This is a genomic window from Brevibacillus sp. MER 51 (genome assembly GCF_023714195.1).
Classification (GTDB): Bacteria; Bacillota; Bacilli; order Brevibacillales; family Brevibacillaceae; genus Brevibacillus.
Genome location: NZ_JAMAUS010000003.1, coordinates 73,395 through 91,252 on the forward strand (window position 1 = coordinate 73,395; position 17,858 = coordinate 91,252).

The window sequence follows — 17,858 nt, forward strand, 5'->3', positions numbered from 1 at the left end:
AATGCAGCAGGAAAAAGAACAGCAATTGCTCGAGGACAAGAGAGACCTGAACAAGTTTGGTTATGCGCAGGAATTACTGAGGGATATGGGTGGCTTTTCGAACTTTGCGATCTCATTTTCGATTATCTCTATTTTGACTGGTGCAGTTTCCTTGTACGGGCATGGTTTACTGTATGGCGGTTCTGGCATGATGGGCTTCGGATGGACCTTGGTTGCGTTATTCGTCATCTTGATTGCAGCATCGATGTCTGAACTCGCATCTGCGATCCCTACAGCCGGAGCGTTGTATCACTGGGCAGCTATTTTAGGTAGCAAACGGTGGGGCTGGTACACAGCGTGGATCAATCTCATCGGCCAAATCGGGATTGTCGCGGGCATTGACTATTCGTTCTCTTTGTTCGCGGACCCGCTGCTCGCGAGTGCATTTGGTTATACCTCAACAGAAACGACCACATTAATTCTATTCGGGATTACACTCCTTTTACACGGTACGTTTAACCACATTGGAATTCGACTCGTTGCCCGGTTAAATGACTTCTCCGCTTGGTACCATATTGGCGTCGTCGTCATACTCGTCGGAAGCCTCGTCTTTTTCTCCCGTCATGATTTGCAACCGCTTGATTACCTCTTTCAAGTCGGTCAAACCTTTTCAGAAAAACCGTACGCGATTGCTTTTTTAATTGGGTTGTTACAGGCGCAGTGGACGTTTACTGGCTATGATGCATCGGCGCATACGATTGAAGAAACAATTAACCCGCGAGTTCGTGCTGCTTGGGGGATTTATACGTCTGTGGCCTTTTCCTTTATTTTTGGATTTATCATGCTTGCTTTTGTCACCTTATCTATCAAAAACGCAGCGGCTGCGAGTGAAGCGGAAAATGCATTTATTTATGTGATTAGCGAGGCATTAGGCGGCGCATTTGGTTCGGTGGTGCTGTGGCTGGTTACCTTTGCGATGTGGTTTTGTGGCTTGGCGTCGATTACTTCCTTTTCGCGAATGTTGTATGCGTTTTCACGTGACAAAGGAATGCCGTGGAGCCATCAGTGGGCAGAAATTTCGACCAAATACAGAACGCCGGCAAAAGCAATTTGGCTGGTTATCATTCTTTCCTTTGCGCTTGCCTTGTTCGATTACATCGTGAAAAGCATCAATCCGAACACGTCGTATACCACCTTGGCATTTCTTACAGCGGTAAGTGTCGTTGGGTTATATGTCGCTTACGGGATTCCGTTGTACCTCAAGCTCCGGGCGGAATCGAGAGGACTTTTTCAGCGGAAGCATTACGGTCCCTGGCATCTGGGGAACTGGAGTAAACCCATTAATGTGTTGAGCTTGATTTGGATCGTCTTCATCTCGATTATGATGGTGATTCCACCCAATCAGACAGCGGGGTATGCCTTGATAGTTATGTTTTTAGTGCTTCTCATCATGGATTTGGCTTATTACCGGAAGCATTTCGGGGGCCCGCAAGCTGCGCTGGGCAATTCGGAGGAAGACATTAAACGTCAGGAAGCAAAATTTCGGGACTCCTAATAGAAAAGAATTTCCGGTGCACGGAATGCGAAGAGCCTCCCTTATGTCAGTAATGGCATAGGGGCTTTTTTTCGCGAAGGACGGTTTTGCATAACGAATAAGGGCAATTTTCGAATTGCTTTCAAAAAAGCTCCCAATCTAGCAGTATAAATGTTTTTATTGTTCCAAATAGTATATTTTACATGGACATTGTCGATGGAAAATTCTAAAATAACAAATAAATAGACAGCAACAGATGTAGATTCGACAGCTTTGTCCTTGTGGAATGGACATTTGTTATTTTCATCGTTCCGTGATAGAATTCACAAAACGATATTTTTTTTTAGCTAAACTTAACTGACTCGGAAAATGTTGAGGAAGAAAGCAAAAAAAGGAGTGATTGTGTGAGTTTGGAAACGAAGAAATGGGCGGATGAGGTAGCTGAGCAGGTAATTTCATGGCGACGATATCTCCATCAGCATCCAGAATTGTCGTTTGAAGAGGAGAAGACGTCCCAATTTATTTACGAAACGTTGCAATCTTTCGGGAATTTAGAGCTTTCGCGGCCAACCAAAACGAGTGTGGTCGCTCGACTGATCGGATCACAGCCAGGAAAAGTTCTTGGTATTCGCGCTGACATTGATGCTCTCCCTATCCATGAAGAAAATGATGTGCCATATGCATCAGGCAAAGCTGGTGTGATGCACGCGTGCGGACATGACGGCCATACAGCAATGCTGTTGGGAGCCGCAAAAATTTTGTCCCAGTACAAGGATCAAATAAAAGGTGAGGTTCGTTTCTTCTTCCAGCATGCCGAGGAGTTGCCGCCGGGTGGGGCTGCTGAAATCGTAAGAGCTGGTGCAGCGGACGGTCTGGATTCGATTATCGGCATTCATTTGGCATCATACATGCCTGTCGGGAAATTTGGTGTTCTTTACGGGGCACTTACTTCATCGACAGATCGCTTTGATATCAAGATTCAAGGAAAAGGCGGGCACTCCTCGCAACCGGAAGCATCTGTTGACCCGATCGTCATTGGGGCACAGGTTATTACTGGCCTACAACAAATTGTATCCCGCAATGTGAGTGCGTTGGACAAGGTCGTTATTTCGGTGACGATGCTGAATGCTGGGACTGCTTATAACATCATTCCAGATTCGATGACACTGACGGGCTCCACACGCTGCTTCGATGCGGAGATTCGCAAAAACATACCGATGTGGATTGAACGAATTGTCAAAGGAATTACGGAAGCGCATGGCGCAAGTTATGAATTCACGTTCTCACATGGCTACACATCCGTTGTCAACGACAAGCAGGTGACGAAGCTGATGGAGGATACCATCCGCGAGCGTTGGGGAGAAGAAGAGATTATTTACATTGATCCTTTGATGCCGGGTGAAGATTTCTCTGAGTATTTGAAAAAAGCTCCGGGCTGTTTTATTCAATTGGGTGCTGGCAATCCGGACAAGGGCTTTACGTATCCGCATCACCATCCACGCTTTGATTTTGATGAGGATGCAATGGTACGCGGTGTGGAGTTGTTTGTTCGGGCAGCTCAAAAAGTCGTCATAGAGTAGAGCGAGATAGAATGAGGGGGATGTCGTATGGCAGAGGCACGCGTCAATGAGTACAAGCTGCATTTTCTCGTACTGATTCTCGTCGCATTGACAGAATTTATCGGGACAAAAAAAATCAGTATTGGCATCGGGGTTATCGCTCTGTTTCCGATGCTTTACGCGCTCGTTTTAGGCGGGGCAATTAGTTGGCCCAAGTTCAAATTTTTGAGTGAAAAAGAAATGAACGTCGCAGCCAATATTTTGGGCGTTTCGTTTTTAATCTTTATTGCGAAGCTGGGAGCCAATATCGGTCCTGAGCTGCCTAAGCTACTCGGCTCTGGTGTATCCTTGATTGTTCAAGAAATGGGACACATTGTAGGGACAATCGCGCTTGGTCTCCCAATCGCATTGTGGCTGGGTCTGAAGCGCGAAGCAATTGGGGCGACTTATTCTCTCGATCGCGAACCAAACTTGGCGATCATTGTAGATAAATTTGGAGCAAACTCTGCCGAAGCTCGCGGCGCGCTGGGCGTATATATTTGCGGAACTTTGTTTGGTGCCATTTATATGTCGATTCTTGCAAGTATTTTAGGAAGCAGCGGGTTGTTTCACCCGATTTCTCTGGCGATGGGAGCAGCAGTTGGTTCCGGTAGTATGATGGCTGCAGCAACAGGTTCATTGGCTGTTATTTTCCCGGAAGCGCAAAAAGACATTGCCTTTTATTCCGGAGCGGCAAACTTGATGATGAGTATCGTCGGAACGTACGTATGTATCTTCTTCTCCTTGCCGGTTACACAAAAGCTGTACGCATGGCTTGAGCCAATCATTGGACGCAAAGGCGCTTCTTCTGCAGCAGAAGGGGGGAGAAAAAGCGCATGAATCAAATCTTGACGATTTTTATCATTGGCTTCATTGCTCTTATCGGTAACTGGATCGGTTATAAAGTACCATTCATGGAATCTTTGCCAGGTATTTTGCTCTTGGCGGTCATTACGTTGATCGGAATGGGCTTTACTCGCATTTTGCCGTTCAAATCCCCCGTCATTGTTTGGATTTCTTTGTTTGCGATGCTTGCGACATCCCCGTTTTTTCCAGGGAATGAATATACGGCTGCTGCGATTGCCAAGATCAATCTGCTCGCACTGGCCACTCCGATTCTCGCCTATGCGGGTCTGTCTCTTGGAAAAGACGTTCATCTATTCAAACAGCTTAGCTGGCGTATCGTAGTGGTGTCTCTCGTCGTCTTTACCGGCACGTTCCTATTCGCTACGTTGTTTGCGGAGATTGTATTCAAGATTCAAGGCAAATTTTAACGAAACTGTTTTTGTGTTAGGGCCTCCGTGTGCTTCCATATGCCATGGAGGTTCTTTGCACATACAACTGTTAAATTTAGGAGTGGAGAGAGTATGATCATTGATGTAAGAAAGGTTACCTGGCAAAGAGATGAAACAACCATTTTGCGAGACATTGTCTGGCAAGTGCAAGACAAGGAGCATTGGTGTTTAGTCGGTTTAAACGGCTCTGGTAAAACCAGTCTGCTGAATATCATTTGTGGCTATGTATGGCCGACAAAGGGGGAGGTCAGTGTATTAGGCAATCTTTACGGAACAGTCGATTTGCGCGAGGTACGTAAATCAATCGGCTGGGTAAGCACAGCGCTGATGGCACAGCTTCACGAGCATGAAACCGCACTCCGTGTCGTCTTAAGTGGTCGAGAGGCAACCATCGGCTTGTATTCCGTTCCAGAGGAGGCAGACGTAGAGAAAGCGTCGGATTTACTCGATACATTTGGATGCCGTGCATTGAAAAACAGACGATTTGCCGCTTTATCGCAAGGGGAGAGACAAAAAGTACTGATTGCGCGTGCGTTGATGGCTTCCCCTCAATTACTCATTCTGGACGAGCCTTGCACTGGACTGGACTTGCTTTCAAGAGAGCAGCTGTTGGCCATGATTGAACAAATCGCCAAACAGCCAAATGGGCCCACGCTCATTTATGTCACCCATCACATCGAAGAGATTTTGCCTTGCTTCACGCATACCTTGCTGTTAAAAGCGGGAGAAGTAGACCAAGCTGGAAAAACAGATGAGGTCCTGACGGCTGAACGTCTGACAAGCTTTTTCGGCGTACCGGTTCACATTCAACGCTCGCAAGGAAGATCTTGGGTCAGCTTAGGGGAAGAGGCGAAAGTTTGATCGTGTAGGATAAGTTTGGGCACGAGTCAGCACGGTTGTGCATGATTGTGTATAATAGCAATAAGAAATTGTATCTGGGAGGAGAGGAGAGATGGAGGCATGAACAATGTGATTGCACCAATCACAGACTCCACCTGGGCGATCATCACCTATGAGGAAGCGTGGAATAGCTACGTGAACAGCTATGTGATCAAACAAGGGAATGCCTTTGTATTGATTGATTCTCACCAGCGCAAGCAACGCTCATTTTTTCAACAGGCGTTGGAAGAGATCGGGGTCAAGCCAGATCGAACGGAATATGTCTACTTCACTCATCGACATGCTGATCATATTGGAAATGCCGATATGTTCCCTTCTCGAAACAATTGGATTCACCTCGACGATTATTACGAACTGGACGATTTTTCACAGACGCTATTCGGCCATACGTTTACAGGTAGTGGGGGAGATTTGCCTTCTCTGCGTTTCCGACAGCTTTCCTTTCATACAGAAGGCTCCGTTGCCTTCTTTGATCCCCAGTCGAAAATATGCTTTGTTGGCGATCATTTATGCTTTGAAAACACAGAACTTGGCCAAATCGTTGGAGGAGAAGTGGACTGTCGGACAGCTTATCAAGAACACTTGAAGCAATGGGTAGCACGTGAACCTGAGCGAGCAGCGGAGTTTACGGAGGGCTTGGAGATTTTGCAGGATTGGCCCATTGAGTATTTAGCCACTGGTCATGGCCCTATTCTTCAAGGCGAAATCAAGGAGTTTTTGCAAGAGTTGATTGCGATTGCTCGTCCGTAACGAAAAAAGACTTGTGTGCCGCGCATTGCCGGCTTGCACAAGTCTTTTTGCATTACTTGCTGGAAGTTGTTGTTTCTTCTTCTTCCACTGATTTTTCTTTTTCTAAATCTTTATCCATGATTTGGACGTTATGCTTTTTATACAATTCATCGATCCATTTATCCATATTATTTCGTTTGTTTCTGGATTTTACTTTTTCGATCACTTTCGGGCGAACTTGTTCAAATGTTCCCTCGAACTTATCTTTGTTTTTCTCATAGTATTCCTTGATTTGTTCTTCGGTGATCGGGTTATCCTTCTCGAACAGCTTGTCCCGCAGCATAACAGCGCGCACGCCTTCACGGAGCTCTTGCTCAGTCATTTGCTTTTCCTTCAAATACTCTTGGAATCTTTCTGGTGATCCCATTTTTTCTTTGACTGGGTTCACACGCGCATCGAGTTCTTGATCGGTTACAGTAACTCCTCGTGCAGCGCCTTCCTGTTTGTACAGCTCCAAGGTGATGATATCAGCCATGATACGCTTGCCAGCATCTTTTTTCATTTTGTCGTACAGTTGCTCTTGCGTGATCGTCACATTACCAATTTTGGCAACAGGGTTATCCGCAGAGAATGCAGAATCTTTTCCAGGTGTACAGCCCGCTACAGCGAGACCGAGTACAAGTGCTGAGGCAGCAAGTATAGATACATTGAATTTTTTCATGAAAAATACCTCGCTTTCTTGATAGTAATACGACTGTGCATAGAGCAGCGTTACGGGAAGCGGAAAATAAAAACCGCACACATAAAGCAATGTGCGGTCGTCAATCGATTAGCTGGCTTGTGTAGAGGCTTTTTTCCACTCTTCCAAGCGTTTTTCCAGTACGGTTTGATTCAGATCCAAAAGACTGGCTGATTTGTCCATCAATTGCTTCAGATGGGAAAGGGCTCGCTCATAATTTCCTTTGGCAGCTTCAATCTCTGCCAAGCAGAAGAGCTTCCAGTCTTTTGCCGATCGTTTGCTTGCGATCAGCTGGTAAGCTTCTATCGCACTCTCTACTTCACCCAGGCGGGCGTGCGAGCAGGCAATAAGAGCTAAGGAATCAATCATTCCCTGATCACGCTGGTAAATACGAAACGCCACTTCCAATGATTCGTTGTATCGTTCGGAGGAATAGTAAACGATCGCCAAGTTGTAAAACAAGTAGTGAATCATCGCTTGATTGAATAACGTTGGTCGTTCTTTGCAGACGTTGATTCCTTGAACGATATATTTTTCGGCCATTTCATAGTTGCCAAGCATGATTTCATGGGTTGATTTATCCAGCATAGCGACAGCACGGGAACGGTTCTTCCGATAGGAAGCCTCCAGCCAGCGCAATCGAATATTCAAACGACGTTTGAAAAGATTGGCCATGTACTGAAAGCGGAAGGGCCAGTGCAGGCGAATAAACATAACCAACAGCACAGCCGCAATCCCTGCCAGCGTCGATGTCAAATTAAAACTCAAATACTCCACGTAGTGACACCCTCTCTATTTACGCTGCATCTATTACCCCATCTTAGCACAGAACCTGTCCGCATGACAGAGCATTACCGCTATTTCGCCAATGGCAAGATATTCTCTTTTTTGGGGGTAGAGAGCTGCTGCGTTTTGACGTAATCGTCTGAAACGGTATAGAGCGTGTCGCCAATCGTAAGTATCCGTTTAATGTTACTGGAGCTGTCGTACCAGCCTTCGCCTGCTTTCGCAACATCTTCCTTCGACAGATGGGTGATCTGATCTTTCAGTTGAAATCCTTTTTGCAGATCAAGCCGATATACGTAGGCACCTTGGAAAGTAAAGTGGCCGTACTCACGCATATCGTTTTTGGCTTTTTGTTCAGCGGTACGTTCGTGGACGGATACAGGGAAGGCTAGCAGATTTTTTTCTTTGGAGAACAGCAGAGCCTTGTGATTGTGCAATAGCTCGGAGTCCGTCCCTCTGTCCCCGATAACCGTCTTGAACTTTTCCTTCGGTTTGGTTACATCACTGACGTCAAAGAGGGCAATCTTCATCCCTTGGTAGTACGCCCAGTCTTTATCAGATTCTGCCTCTTTGCCAAAACCGATGATATGGTTTTCATCATACGGGTGTAAATAGTCGCTGTAACCTGGAATTTTCAGGGCACCTAGTACGCTTGGCGCAGAAGGCTTCTTCAGATCGAGAACGAACAGCGGATCGACTTTTTTGAAGGTGACCATGTAGGCGCGATCTCCCATGAAACGGACAGAGTAAATGCGTTCTCCAGGAGCGATGCCTTCCAGCTTGCCGAATATCTCGAGTTTGTTGTTCAGTACATACAAATTGTTTTTGGACGTAAGCTCATCGTCTCGCCACATGTTCCCGCTCGTGGTGGCGATTCGGAAATAACCGTTGTTTTCATCCATAGAAAACTGATTCAGAATGCGTCCAGGCACCGACCCTTTTCCCGTATACTGAATGTCTCCCTTGTTCATGGCAAAACGATAAATGGTTGTATCAGACTCAATGGGAGGTGCAACGAAAGGAGTTGGTACTCCTTTTTGCTTAACGGCTATTGGCTGGGCGGCATTGTTCTGGGTGACGGCTACATACAGATTTTTGGTGGATGCATAGATGTTCTCGCCAGCGCCGAGATACGTATGCAGTGACATCTTTTCTTTCGAATCATCCAGATTCACGCCAGTGACGATCAAATACTCGGGACGAAAATGATCCGGGAAGTAACGAATCTCGCTGTAGGGAATGGTTTGGTATTGATTATCATGGGCGCTGTCTTTATACGTTGGGCCTGGCACTTCCGCTTTCTCTTGCAGAATACGATACGTATCCATGTAATGATTGGCTGTCACGTACAGGCTCGCGCCGATTTTGCGGGACGACATGTACTGGCCTTCCAGCTCCAGTTGACGAATGAGCCGAGGTTGTTTTTTGTCCGAAATATCGTAGATCATGGTTTTCACGGACTGCATGCTTTGGAAACGGGGGATGCCTCTTTTGGAAGCAGAACCAGGAGGATAAGAGATGTTCTCATCCGCTTGCCCGATGACGATGAGTCTCCGATCGTCTACGTACATTTCTTGCGGTACGAATTTTCCATTGTCATAGCTGATACGGCTTGCGACCTTCATCTCGGTGGCTGGATATGCTTTGATGATGCGTACCTCATCCTGCGTGGATTGATAAAGATAAGTTCCGTCTGATTTGACGATATCTGCTTCATCTACGCCCTGCACTTGTGTATTCGTTGTGGAAAAATCACCGCGAGCAGCGCCGCCGGAAGTGTCCGCTACTTTGTTGGCTGTGCTAGGTGCGGCTGCTGGCATAGCGGCAGTTGTTTCCAAGGTGCCGTAATGATAGCTGTCCAAGTCTGATGATTGGATGAGCTTTTTTAGCTCCGCATAGGAACCGACTACTGGCAACTCTTCCGTAGTTGCTGCGGCTTGAACGGCTGGCTCCGCAATTGTACCTGTCGTGAACAGGAAGGGTATAGCGGTCACCACCATCACGGAGGCGAGAAGCCCGGCAAATGTTCTTTTCATTTTAATCCCCCTCGTATCTGCTTCTTGCCAAAATTTGCTGTCGGTAATAAGACGACGCACGTTTACGGAATGTTTCACACACTCTTTGGGCAGCAATCTACGGACAGGTGGGGGAGCGTGTGCTATAATAATAGGCGGTTTATGCTACCATTTACACCACTACGTCAAAAGGGGCGTCATAGATGGAAAACTTGAAGCAAAGCATTCTGGAACTCATCACGGATACTTCTACGAATCTACCACCAGACGTGCGTCGTGCCGTCAATGCAGCTAAAGTGAAAGAGGATCTTGGCACTCGTGCAGCGCTGTCTTTGTCTACGATTGCGCAAAACGTCGTCATGGCAGAAGAAAATGTTTCTCCGATCTGTCAAGATACGGGGATGCCTACATTCGAAGTGAAAACTCCGGTTGGAGTCAACCAGCTGATCATTAAACAAGCGATCAAAGAAATGATTGCAGAAGCAACCAAAACAGGTAAGCTGCGTTCCAACTCCGTAGATTCCTTGACGGGTGCAAACACAGGGGACAACCTCGGACCAGGTACGCCTGTCATTCACTTCGAGCAATGGGAAGAGAATGAAATCGAGATCAAGCTGATTCTCAAAGGCGGCGGCTGTGAGAACAAGAACATCCAGTACTCCCTGCCCTGTGAGCTCGAAGGCCTGGGCAAAGTGGGCCGCAACCTGGATGGTATCCGCAAGTGCATTTTGCATGCCGTCTACCAAGCGCAAGGACAAGGCTGTAGTGCCGGCTTCATCGGCGTAGGAATCGGTGGGGATCGCACCTCCGGTTATGCACTGGCGAAGCATCAATTGTTCCGCAAAGTGGACGATGTGAATCCAATTGCTGAACTTGCTGCTTTGGAAGACTACATCATGGAAACAGCAAACCAACTAGGAATCGGAACCATGGGCTTTGGTGGTAACTCGACTTTGCTCGGCTGCAAAATCGGCGTGGAAAACCGCCTGCCAGCAAGCTTTTTCGTATCCGTTGCGTACAACTGCTGGGCATTCCGCCGTCAAGGTGTTCGCCTGAATCCGGAGACTGGCGAAATTCTCCGTTATCTGTATAAAGATGAAGAAGTGGCGATGGACTTGTCCCCGGTAGCAGCTACGGACGATGCGGGCGAAAAACGCCGCGAGGTTGTTCTGGAAGCGCCAATCTCTGAAGAACAAATCCGCAGCCTGCGAGTGGGCGATGTGGTCATTATCAATGGTGAAATGCACACAGGACGCGACGCCCTGCATAGCTACCTGATGGATCATGACTGCCCAGTGGACCTGAACGGTGGCATCATCTACCATTGCGGTCCGGTCATGCTGAAGGACGAAGCAGGCGAGTGGCATGTAAAAGCGGCTGGCCCGACTACCTCCATTCGCGAGGAGCCTTACCAAGGCGAAATCATCAAGAAATTCGGAATCCGTGCCGTTATCGGAAAAGGCGGAATGGGTGCGAAAACCCTGAAAGCATTGAACGAGCATGGCGCTGTGTACTTAAATGCGATTGGTGGAGCGGCCCAGTATTATGCAGAATGCTTGGAAAAAGTAGAAGGTGTCGACTTCATGGAATTCGGTATTCCAGAAGCGATGTGGCACCTGCGCGTAAAAGGCTTCGCAGCAATCGTCACCATGGATGCTCATGGCAACAGCTTGCACGCGGATGTGGAAAAGTCTTCCGCAGAGAAATTGGCTCAGTTTGCAGCACCTGTATTTAAATAAGAAATGTAAAACACGAAAGCCTCTGGCGCACTTCACGTGCTCCCAGAGGCTTTTTTTTCAAACTAGGCGGAAGAGGAGAAGGAAATAGTCGGATAAATGATGAACTTTCGAGGAACTAACCACGATTGCGGACAGATGAATTTTCATTTTTGACAGGGGGGACAGGAATGAAATGGTTGATTGCTGATCGCGTCATTATCGGAGATGGAGAGCATGTAATCGAACAAGGCGCTGTCGGGATTGATGAGCGAGGAAAGATTGTAGCAGTAGGGGCAGAAGCGGAGCTTACAGATTCCATTTCAGGAGGAGAAGTAAAGCGGTACAGCGGATGTTCCATTTTACCGGGTTTGATCGATTTACATGTTCACATCGGGTATTGGTGGAGCAAACCAGATTCCGCTGAGTATCGCAACAACGATGGACTCGTGGCGTTACTTGCGACAGCGAACTTGAAAGAAGCACTTTCTTTGGGGGTCACGACGATCCGCGATGTAGCAGCACCGGATGGATTGTGCAGTACACTGAAACTGGCAGCCAAGAACAAGTTCATTGTGTCCCCTCGTCTTTTTCAGGTTAACCAAGGGATTATTATGACCGGGGGGCACGGCTGGCAATTAGAGGGTGCCCTCAGAGAAGCAAACGGTCCGTGGGAAGTTCGGACAGCCGTGCGTGAACAAGTGCGAGCAGGTGCAGACTGGATCAAGCTCATGACGAGTCATCGTACACCAACGCCGGAGTTCACACAAGAGGAGTTGGATGCGGCGGTTGATGAATCTCATCGCTTGGGACGAAAGTGTTGTGTGCATGCCTCGCTCCAACCGGCGATCCAAATGGCGATTGATGCGGGATTTGATACGATTGAGCATGCAACGTTTATGACTGTCGAACAGGCGGAACAGATGAAAGAAAAAGGACTCGTATGGGTACCGACCATGGTCACCTTCTTCCAGATTGCTGATTATTACAAGCATATTTGGAATGAGCAGCAACAGGCAAATCAAGGCATATTGAGCGAAGGGCTTATTGAGCAGGGAGCTTTTTTCATCGAATCGGAAAAGGCGTACCGGGAGAACTTCGCACGATTGATAAATACAGGTGTAAAGATCGCTACGGGTACGGATATTGTATTGGAAGGCTATCCGATTACACCTGTGGCAGAAGAGATTAAACTGATGGTGGAGCTGGGGATGGAGCCAATTCGGGCGATCCAGGCTGCTACTCAAAACGCTGCCGAGGTGCTGGATCAAGGAAGTAAGATCGGTACGTTAGCGCCAGGTTATTTTGCAGATTTGCTTGTGGTAAAAGGTGATCCATTACAAGAGATAGAGGTATTGAAGCAAGTAGAAGAAGTGTTACTTGAGGGTGCGACAGTCTATTCAAAGTGTTAATGGGGCTAAGCCTTGCACTTCCGGGTTTGTAACGGCGTTTGTACTGGGTGTTTGACTATTTTAAGCCAAAATGGGTATTGGTTTATTGCGCGTGTACCAGGGCGGGCATAGGTTAATAACGAATGATCACAGAAAAAAGGAGTGAGATTCGTGAACTATGTAGTCCGTTCGGGAGATACGCTGAACAGCATTGCGGCTCGTTTTGGTGTATCCGTTCAGGAATTGATCCGCGTGAATAATATCGCCTATCCTTACTACATTTACGTGGGGCAAAATTTGTACATCCCAATTACTCCAACTCCGACACCAACTCCTGGTGGGGATGTCGAGCGTCGTTTGAATCGACTGGAGAACCGAGTAGATGCGCTGCGCGAAGACTATCGTAGGCTGGATAATCGAGTAGATCGATTGGAGAACCGTGTCACTCGTCTGGAGCGGGCCATTACGCCAACACAACCTCCGCGCCCACGTCCGACCGGCACGCCTCGTCCACGCTAAGCAGCTGGATAGAGGGACGAATAATTTTCCGCATTTCGCAATTTCCCCTTCGCCTGATCCTGCATAAAGTAATACGAGAGGATTAAGAGGAGGTGCGGCCATGCTAGGGTTAAATGGAAAAAACGTCCGACACCATTTCATGGGCGTCTATGGAAAAGTAGTGCAGATTCGAGAGCTGGTGGATGTGATCGACCAAGTTTTTGACTCTGTAAACAAAGTGGGCAATATAGGTAAGGCGATGCTTGGACCTCGTAAGGCAAGTGCCAAAAAGCTCGACAAGCTGAGATGAATGGCAAAACAAAAAAACCGCGTCCATCATGGAGGCGGTTTTTATTTATGATATCATTCGTGATTCCTAGGGGCAGACTCTATCATCAGAATAACTCAACTGAAAGAAAAAGTCTACTCTTTTTTTGAAAAATCCCTTATATTTTTGGAGCTGTTATCAACTGACTTCAAAAAGGGGAGTGCGATGGAGATGGAAAAGGAAAAGCGTCGCGTAGACTTAGTCACGGGTGGAGTGCTGATGGGGTTAGTCTTGTCATCGTTGGATCAGACGATTGTCTCAACAGCCATGCCGACAATTACGAAAGAGCTGGGAGGTCTGTCTCTTTATAGCTGGGTGTTCGCCATTTATATGCTCACATCGACCACGAGCATGCCCATCTATGGGAAAATGGCAGACTTGTTTGGACCGAGAAAAATGTATTTGATCGGGTTGTTTCTGTTTCTCTCAGGATCTCTTCTGTGCGGCATGGCGAATTCCATGACGGGTCTTATTGCAGCGAGAGGAATCCAAGGCTTGGGCGCCGGGGCATTAATGCCGGTTGCGTTCATTATTGTGGGTGAGCTGTATCCACCCGAAAAGAGGGGCAAATTTCAAGGTCTTTTCGGAGCTGTCTTTGCCATGACGAGTATACTCGGTCCAACCATTGGAGGAATTATCGTGGAGCATCTGTCATGGGGATGGATCTTCTTTATCAACCTTCCCATCGGTATCGCTTCCATTTTGATCATTGCCCTAGCCTTTCGAGATCAGCGGCAATATGATAAGAAGCCTGTCATCGACTGGTATGGGGCGGCTAGCTTAAGTGCAGCCATCATTCTCATCTTGTTGTCCCTTGTCATGGCGAGCAGGGAATACAAGATCGGGTTAGGGGGTGCGGGCATCTTATTTCTCGGTCTGTTCATCTGGATTGAAACCAAAGCAAAGGAGCCCCTGCTTCCGTTGTCCCTATTCCGCATTCCGGCCATTGGATATGGCAACCTCGCAGGATTCTTTGTGAGTGCCGCTTTGTTCGGGGCAATCGTATACATCCCTTTGTTCGTCCAAGAGGTACGCGGTGCGAGTCCATCAGAGGCTGGTTTCCTTTTAGTGCCACTCATGCTGTCCGCAGCGATTTCTTCGACGCTTGGGGGAAGATGGATGGCAAAAGCTTCATTTCGGGCGATTCTGATTCCCAGCTTGCTCATCATGGCGACAGGCTTTTTCCTTCTGAGCACGATGGATGTAGGGACAACCAACACACAGCTCGTCAGCTACCTGATTGTCACAGGTCTAGGCATGGGGGCGATCTATCCGGCATTCGGTACAGCAGCACATAGCGCTGTAAAACCGCAAGATCGAGGTGTTGCCATGTCGACATCGCAATTATTTCGTTCCATCGGGGGGACGATTGGAGTTAGCGTGTTGGGGAGCATCGTAGAATGGCGGATGCGGGAAGGTCTGGTGTTTAGCGAAGCTTTGCACGACGTCTTTATCACTGGCTTGTTTCTGATTGGAATCAGTTTGATAGCCAGTATCCGACTTGGTAATACTCGCTTGCTCGACAAAGAACCCCGCCATTCGCATTCATCAAATAGCGGGGTTCCCAAACAATAGGATTACGGTTTTTTATTCATGCCTTCCATTGCCATCCGAACCATCTCTCTGACCATACTGCCGCCCAAGCGTCCTCCGATTCGACCGGCATCGTGAGAGGTTAACTGTCCATTGTAGCCGGGCTGCAATGGAACATGAATTTCTTCTGCAACCTCGAATTTGGCCTGCGCGGGATCAGCAACGTCTGCAACCTGCGCTTTTAGGGCGTCCAGCCCTTTTCTCGCCTCGGGTACGAGAGGGCGTTTGCGTCTGCTCATGGTAGATCACCTCACGCCCTAGTGTGCCCCATTAAACGAGTGCTTTGCGCAGAGTAAAATCAGTCTCCTGATAGTAAGTATTAGCAACGAGCAGGTTCGGTCCTGCACATCCAGCGGCAGGGCAGAAGCAATTGATCTTCTGATTCAGCGTGTGTTCTTGCCATTTTTCAAACATCGACTGGAGCTGATGGGTTTGAATATTGCCCAATGGCTCTACATCCCCGAAATCGGTCACGATGACATCGCCGGTGAAAATGTTGATGTTTAGACGATTGCGACCATCTGGATCATTGCGAGTCGTCACATTTTTCGCAGAGCGCAGTCTGCTGATCAATTCTCTGTCTGCTGCTTCAGGACTACAAGCGAAAAACGGAAGTGTCCCGAAAAGCATCCACAAATCTTCATTGCGCACATCGAGCATCCGGTGAATGGCTTGACGGAGCTCATCGAGTGAAAGGACATCCAGATCACGGGCAAAATCACTCGCGTACATCGGGTGTACCTCATGTCGTTTGCTGCCCATCTCCTGAATTTGACAATGGAGGGTATCGAGCTTTGTCCATGTGCGATGATTCAGCATCGTTTCAGCTGAGACAAAAACACCTGCTTCCGAGAGTTTGCGGGCATTTTCCATCATCTCATGAAATTGTGCTTCCGCTCTTTTGATTGAAACCGGCTGCCGTGCTTTTGCGTAAACAATATCATGGAATTCTTCGGGAGTAGACCAATTCCACGAAATATGCATGACATCGATGTAAGGCAGGATCAATTCATAGCGAGAAAAAGGCATAGACATGTTGGAGTTGATTTGCGTCCGCAGCCCGCGATCTGCTGCATATTGTAGAATAGGCGCGATCACAGTTTTCACGGTGCGCTCGCTGTACATCGGTTCTCCGCCTGTTATACTTATAGTAAGCAGATCTTTTGCTTCATCGAGACGACGGAGTATGAGATCAACTGGGAGAGCGGGATCGTCTTTGTATCGCAATGTATCACCAACCGCGCAATGCTCACAGCGGAGATTGCACAGATTCGTTACAGTAAACTCGACGCTGGTAAGCTTATAGGCGGGGGGTGTCGCATTGAACAACGGCTCCCATGGATCGTGTAAAGGTGTTAATGGTGTATTTGGAACCATGCGGATCAATTGTGAAACCTCCTTCATTCTGCGTACAACTCAACCTATTATAACGACATTAGGGCGGAAGGAGAATAGCTAACGACATGATTATGGGGATGTCTTTTGGACGCGGTGTGCTTTTTCATGATCGAAATGTGCTGGCTTGCGCGGAAGTAAAAGACGGCGTGATTCACATGTGGGCGGAAAAAATCACATTGAAAACGATAGGGAAGCTCTGGTATAGAATCTTCTTCTCCTTTCCTTGGTACTATCAATTGTTTCACTTCCTTCTTGCTGGTTATGTACTGGCGGCGATCATAAAGCCTGACTGGGCCATCATCGATCCAATGTGGGTAGCTGTATACATCGCAGGCTTTCACTTCGTTTTTCCGAAAAAGATGAAAAAATTTCACGGTGCAGAACATAAAGTGTTTAGCTATGGAGGGAAGAAATCGTTAGCAGCACTGAAAGAGATTCAACGGGCAAATATCGTGAATGACGGTTGCTCGACGAATCTGGTCGTGTGGTTTTTTACGGGGTTCTTTTTGTCTGTATTCTTCTTACCCTTGGAATGGAGCGTCGCATGCGGGGGAGCAGGACTGCTTGTTGGTATGCTCGGGGATCGCTACGTGCGTAAATATTTCGGTTTTCTTTACAAGCTGTCGGCTTTCTTTCAAAAATACAGCACGACCAAAGAACCGGATCGGATTCATTTAGAGACAGCGATTCGCTCGTATATGCTATTTGAGCACATTCGCGAGGTGGATCGATTGCAGAATGCTTCGTAAGGAAAAAGCGGTGTTTCCACTATGGATACGCCGCTTTTTTTGTTCCATCACAGGGTCCTAATTCTTCCTTTTTTTCTATTCCCGTTCGAGCGGGCTTTCTTCCAGTTGGCGATACGTCTTTCCTTTATCCACATACGATTGGCGAATGCGTACGAATTCTTTCAGGTCTGCCTCGTTGAGTTCACGTTTTACTTTTGCTGGGTTGCCAACAACAAGCGAGCGAGGTGGCACCTTCATGCCTGGAGGAACGAGTGCACCCGCAGCAACCATCGCTTCTTCTCCGATTTCCGCACCATCCAGCACGATCGCGCCCATTCCAATCAATGCGCCGCGACGTACCACGCAGCTATGTAAAACAGCGTTATGTCCTACAGTCACCTCGTCTTCAAGGATCAACGGGTTGTTCGGGCTTTGATGCAGGGTGCTGTTGTCTTGGACACTGACGCGTTTTCCAATGACGGTCGGGGCGATGTCCCCGCGGATGACGGTGTTGTACCAAATAGAAGAATCCTCGCCAATTTCGACATCGCCAGAAACGACGGAGCCTTTTGCCAGGAAAACAGTAGGGTGAATCTTCGGTTGGATGTTTTCAAATGATAAGAGCAGCATAG

The 17,858-nt window shown here is 47.7% G+C and carries 18 protein-coding genes; 12 read left to right on the forward strand and 6 right to left on the reverse strand.

Annotation, left to right across the window (positions count from 1 at the left end):
* The first annotated feature begins 1 nt into the window (after position 1).
* From M3630_RS07400 to M3630_RS07425, 6 genes are all read left to right on the forward strand, one after another.
* The gene (locus M3630_RS07400; protein ID WP_251251714.1) at positions 2 to 1,534 is read left to right on the forward strand and encodes an amino acid permease; all 1,533 of its coding nucleotides are present in this window, start codon (positions 2 to 4) and stop codon (positions 1,532 to 1,534) included.
* A gap of 383 nt (positions 1,535 to 1,917) precedes the next feature.
* Entirely contained in the window at positions 1,918 to 3,093 is a 1,176-nt protein-coding gene (locus M3630_RS07405) for an amidohydrolase (protein WP_251251715.1), read from the forward strand.
* Between the two features lie 27 nt (positions 3,094 to 3,120).
* Positions 3,121 to 3,951, forward strand: coding sequence for a DUF3100 domain-containing protein (locus M3630_RS07410; protein WP_251251716.1), 831 nt, complete (start codon positions 3,121 to 3,123; stop codon positions 3,949 to 3,951).
* The gene (locus M3630_RS07415) at positions 3,948 to 4,385 is read left to right on the forward strand and encodes a hypothetical protein (RefSeq protein ID WP_048032367.1); all 438 of its coding nucleotides are present in this window, start codon (positions 3,948 to 3,950) and stop codon (positions 4,383 to 4,385) included. The genes M3630_RS07410 and M3630_RS07415 overlap by 4 nt, the downstream gene beginning before the upstream one ends.
* A 93-nt stretch (positions 4,386 to 4,478) precedes the next feature.
* On the forward strand, positions 4,479 to 5,267 hold the full coding sequence (locus M3630_RS07420; protein ID WP_173609756.1) for an ABC transporter ATP-binding protein: 789 nt from the start codon (positions 4,479 to 4,481) through the stop codon (positions 5,265 to 5,267).
* 99 nt (positions 5,268 to 5,366) lie between these two features.
* Positions 5,367 to 6,056, forward strand: coding sequence for an MBL fold metallo-hydrolase (locus M3630_RS07425; RefSeq protein WP_173609755.1), 690 nt, complete (start codon positions 5,367 to 5,369; stop codon positions 6,054 to 6,056).
* Positions 6,057 to 6,108: 52 nt separating this feature from the next.
* Here the strand turns inward: M3630_RS07425 and M3630_RS07430 are convergent, their stop codons facing one another.
* From M3630_RS07430 to M3630_RS07440, 3 genes are all read right to left on the reverse strand, one after another.
* The gene (locus M3630_RS07430; RefSeq protein WP_251251717.1) at positions 6,109 to 6,756 is read right to left on the reverse strand and encodes a SurA N-terminal domain-containing protein; all 648 of its coding nucleotides are present in this window, start codon (positions 6,754 to 6,756) and stop codon (positions 6,109 to 6,111) included.
* 108 nt (positions 6,757 to 6,864) lie between these two features.
* Positions 6,865 to 7,551, reverse strand: a complete 687-nt coding sequence (locus M3630_RS07435) for a tetratricopeptide repeat protein (protein WP_173609753.1) — start codon at positions 7,549 to 7,551, stop codon at positions 6,865 to 6,867.
* Positions 7,552 to 7,631: 80 nt separating this feature from the next.
* Positions 7,632 to 9,596, reverse strand: coding sequence for a beta-propeller domain-containing protein (locus M3630_RS07440; protein ID WP_251251718.1), 1,965 nt, complete (start codon positions 9,594 to 9,596; stop codon positions 7,632 to 7,634).
* A 182-nt stretch (positions 9,597 to 9,778) separates the two neighbouring features.
* Here M3630_RS07440 and M3630_RS07445 point away from each other — a divergent pair, with 182 nt between their 5' ends.
* The 5 genes from M3630_RS07445 (at position 9,779) to M3630_RS07465 (ending at position 15,082) form a co-directional block, all read left to right on the forward strand.
* Entirely contained in the window at positions 9,779 to 11,314 is a 1,536-nt protein-coding gene (locus M3630_RS07445; RefSeq protein WP_173609751.1) for a fumarate hydratase, read from the forward strand.
* Positions 11,315 to 11,481: 167 nt separating this feature from the next.
* Positions 11,482 to 12,702, forward strand: coding sequence for a metal-dependent hydrolase family protein (locus M3630_RS07450; protein ID WP_237900664.1), 1,221 nt, complete (start codon positions 11,482 to 11,484; stop codon positions 12,700 to 12,702).
* A 150-nt stretch (positions 12,703 to 12,852) separates the two neighbouring features.
* Positions 12,853 to 13,200, forward strand: a complete 348-nt coding sequence (locus tag M3630_RS07455; RefSeq protein ID WP_173609749.1) for a LysM peptidoglycan-binding domain-containing protein — start codon at positions 12,853 to 12,855, stop codon at positions 13,198 to 13,200.
* Positions 13,201 to 13,300: 100 nt separating this feature from the next.
* On the forward strand, positions 13,301 to 13,489 hold the full coding sequence (locus M3630_RS07460) for a hypothetical protein (protein ID WP_017247839.1): 189 nt from the start codon (positions 13,301 to 13,303) through the stop codon (positions 13,487 to 13,489).
* Between the two features lie 183 nt (positions 13,490 to 13,672).
* Positions 13,673 to 15,082 carry an MDR family MFS transporter gene (locus M3630_RS07465; RefSeq protein WP_251251719.1) on the forward strand — a complete coding sequence of 470 codons (1,410 nt, stop codon included), beginning with the start codon at positions 13,673 to 13,675 and terminating at the stop codon, positions 15,080 to 15,082.
* Positions 15,083 to 15,084: 2 nt separating this feature from the next.
* On the opposite strand, the gene M3630_RS07470 is transcribed toward M3630_RS07465, so the two are convergent.
* Both M3630_RS07470 and yfkAB read right to left on the reverse strand, forming a co-directional pair.
* Positions 15,085 to 15,339 carry an alpha/beta-type small acid-soluble spore protein gene (locus tag M3630_RS07470; protein WP_251251720.1) on the reverse strand — a complete coding sequence of 85 codons (255 nt, stop codon included), beginning with the start codon at positions 15,337 to 15,339 and terminating at the stop codon, positions 15,085 to 15,087.
* 31 nt (positions 15,340 to 15,370) lie between these two features.
* The gene (gene yfkAB, locus M3630_RS07475) at positions 15,371 to 16,486 is read right to left on the reverse strand and encodes a radical SAM/CxCxxxxC motif protein YfkAB (RefSeq protein ID WP_251251721.1); all 1,116 of its coding nucleotides are present in this window, start codon (positions 16,484 to 16,486) and stop codon (positions 15,371 to 15,373) included.
* Positions 16,487 to 16,563: 77 nt separating this feature from the next.
* Between yfkAB and M3630_RS07480 the strand changes: the two genes are divergently transcribed.
* Positions 16,564 to 17,247, forward strand: coding sequence for a DUF1385 domain-containing protein (locus tag M3630_RS07480; RefSeq protein ID WP_173609745.1), 684 nt, complete (start codon positions 16,564 to 16,566; stop codon positions 17,245 to 17,247).
* 75 nt (positions 17,248 to 17,322) lie between these two features.
* Here M3630_RS07480 and M3630_RS07485 read toward each other — a convergent pair whose 3' ends face one another.
* Positions 17,323 to 17,856 (reverse strand): gamma carbonic anhydrase, encoded by a 534-nt coding sequence (locus tag M3630_RS07485; protein WP_221867212.1) that lies wholly within the window; start codon positions 17,854 to 17,856, stop codon positions 17,323 to 17,325.
* Positions 17,857 to 17,858 lie beyond the last annotated feature (2 nt).

Coding starts and splice junctions, on each gene's coding strand:
- M3630_RS07400 (WP_251251714.1), top strand. CDS start 2: ATGCAGCAGGAAAAAGAACAGCAATTGCTCGAGGACAAGAGAGACCTG.
- M3630_RS07410 (WP_251251716.1), top strand. CDS start 3,121: ATGGCAGAGGCACGCGTCAATGAGTACAAGCTGCATTTTCTCGTACTG.
- M3630_RS07415 (WP_048032367.1), top strand. CDS start 3,948: ATGAATCAAATCTTGACGATTTTTATCATTGGCTTCATTGCTCTTATC.
- M3630_RS07420 (WP_173609756.1), top strand. CDS start 4,479: ATGATCATTGATGTAAGAAAGGTTACCTGGCAAAGAGATGAAACAACC.
- M3630_RS07425 (WP_173609755.1), top strand. CDS start 5,367: ATGAACAATGTGATTGCACCAATCACAGACTCCACCTGGGCGATCATC.
- M3630_RS07430 (WP_251251717.1), bottom strand. CDS start 6,756: ATGAAAAAATTCAATGTATCTATACTTGCTGCCTCAGCACTTGTACTC.
- M3630_RS07440 (WP_251251718.1), bottom strand. CDS start 9,596: ATGAAAAGAACATTTGCCGGGCTTCTCGCCTCCGTGATGGTGGTGACC.
- M3630_RS07445 (WP_173609751.1), top strand. CDS start 9,779: ATGGAAAACTTGAAGCAAAGCATTCTGGAACTCATCACGGATACTTCT.
- M3630_RS07450 (WP_237900664.1), top strand. CDS start 11,482: ATGAAATGGTTGATTGCTGATCGCGTCATTATCGGAGATGGAGAGCAT.
- M3630_RS07460 (WP_017247839.1), top strand. CDS start 13,301: ATGCTAGGGTTAAATGGAAAAAACGTCCGACACCATTTCATGGGCGTC.
- M3630_RS07465 (WP_251251719.1), top strand. CDS start 13,673: ATGGAGATGGAAAAGGAAAAGCGTCGCGTAGACTTAGTCACGGGTGGA.
- M3630_RS07470 (WP_251251720.1), bottom strand. CDS start 15,339: ATGAGCAGACGCAAACGCCCTCTCGTACCCGAGGCGAGAAAAGGGCTG.
- M3630_RS07480 (WP_173609745.1), top strand. CDS start 16,564: ATGATTATGGGGATGTCTTTTGGACGCGGTGTGCTTTTTCATGATCGA.
- M3630_RS07485 (WP_221867212.1), bottom strand. CDS start 17,856: ATGCTGCTCTTATCATTTGAAAACATCCAACCGAAGATTCACCCTACT.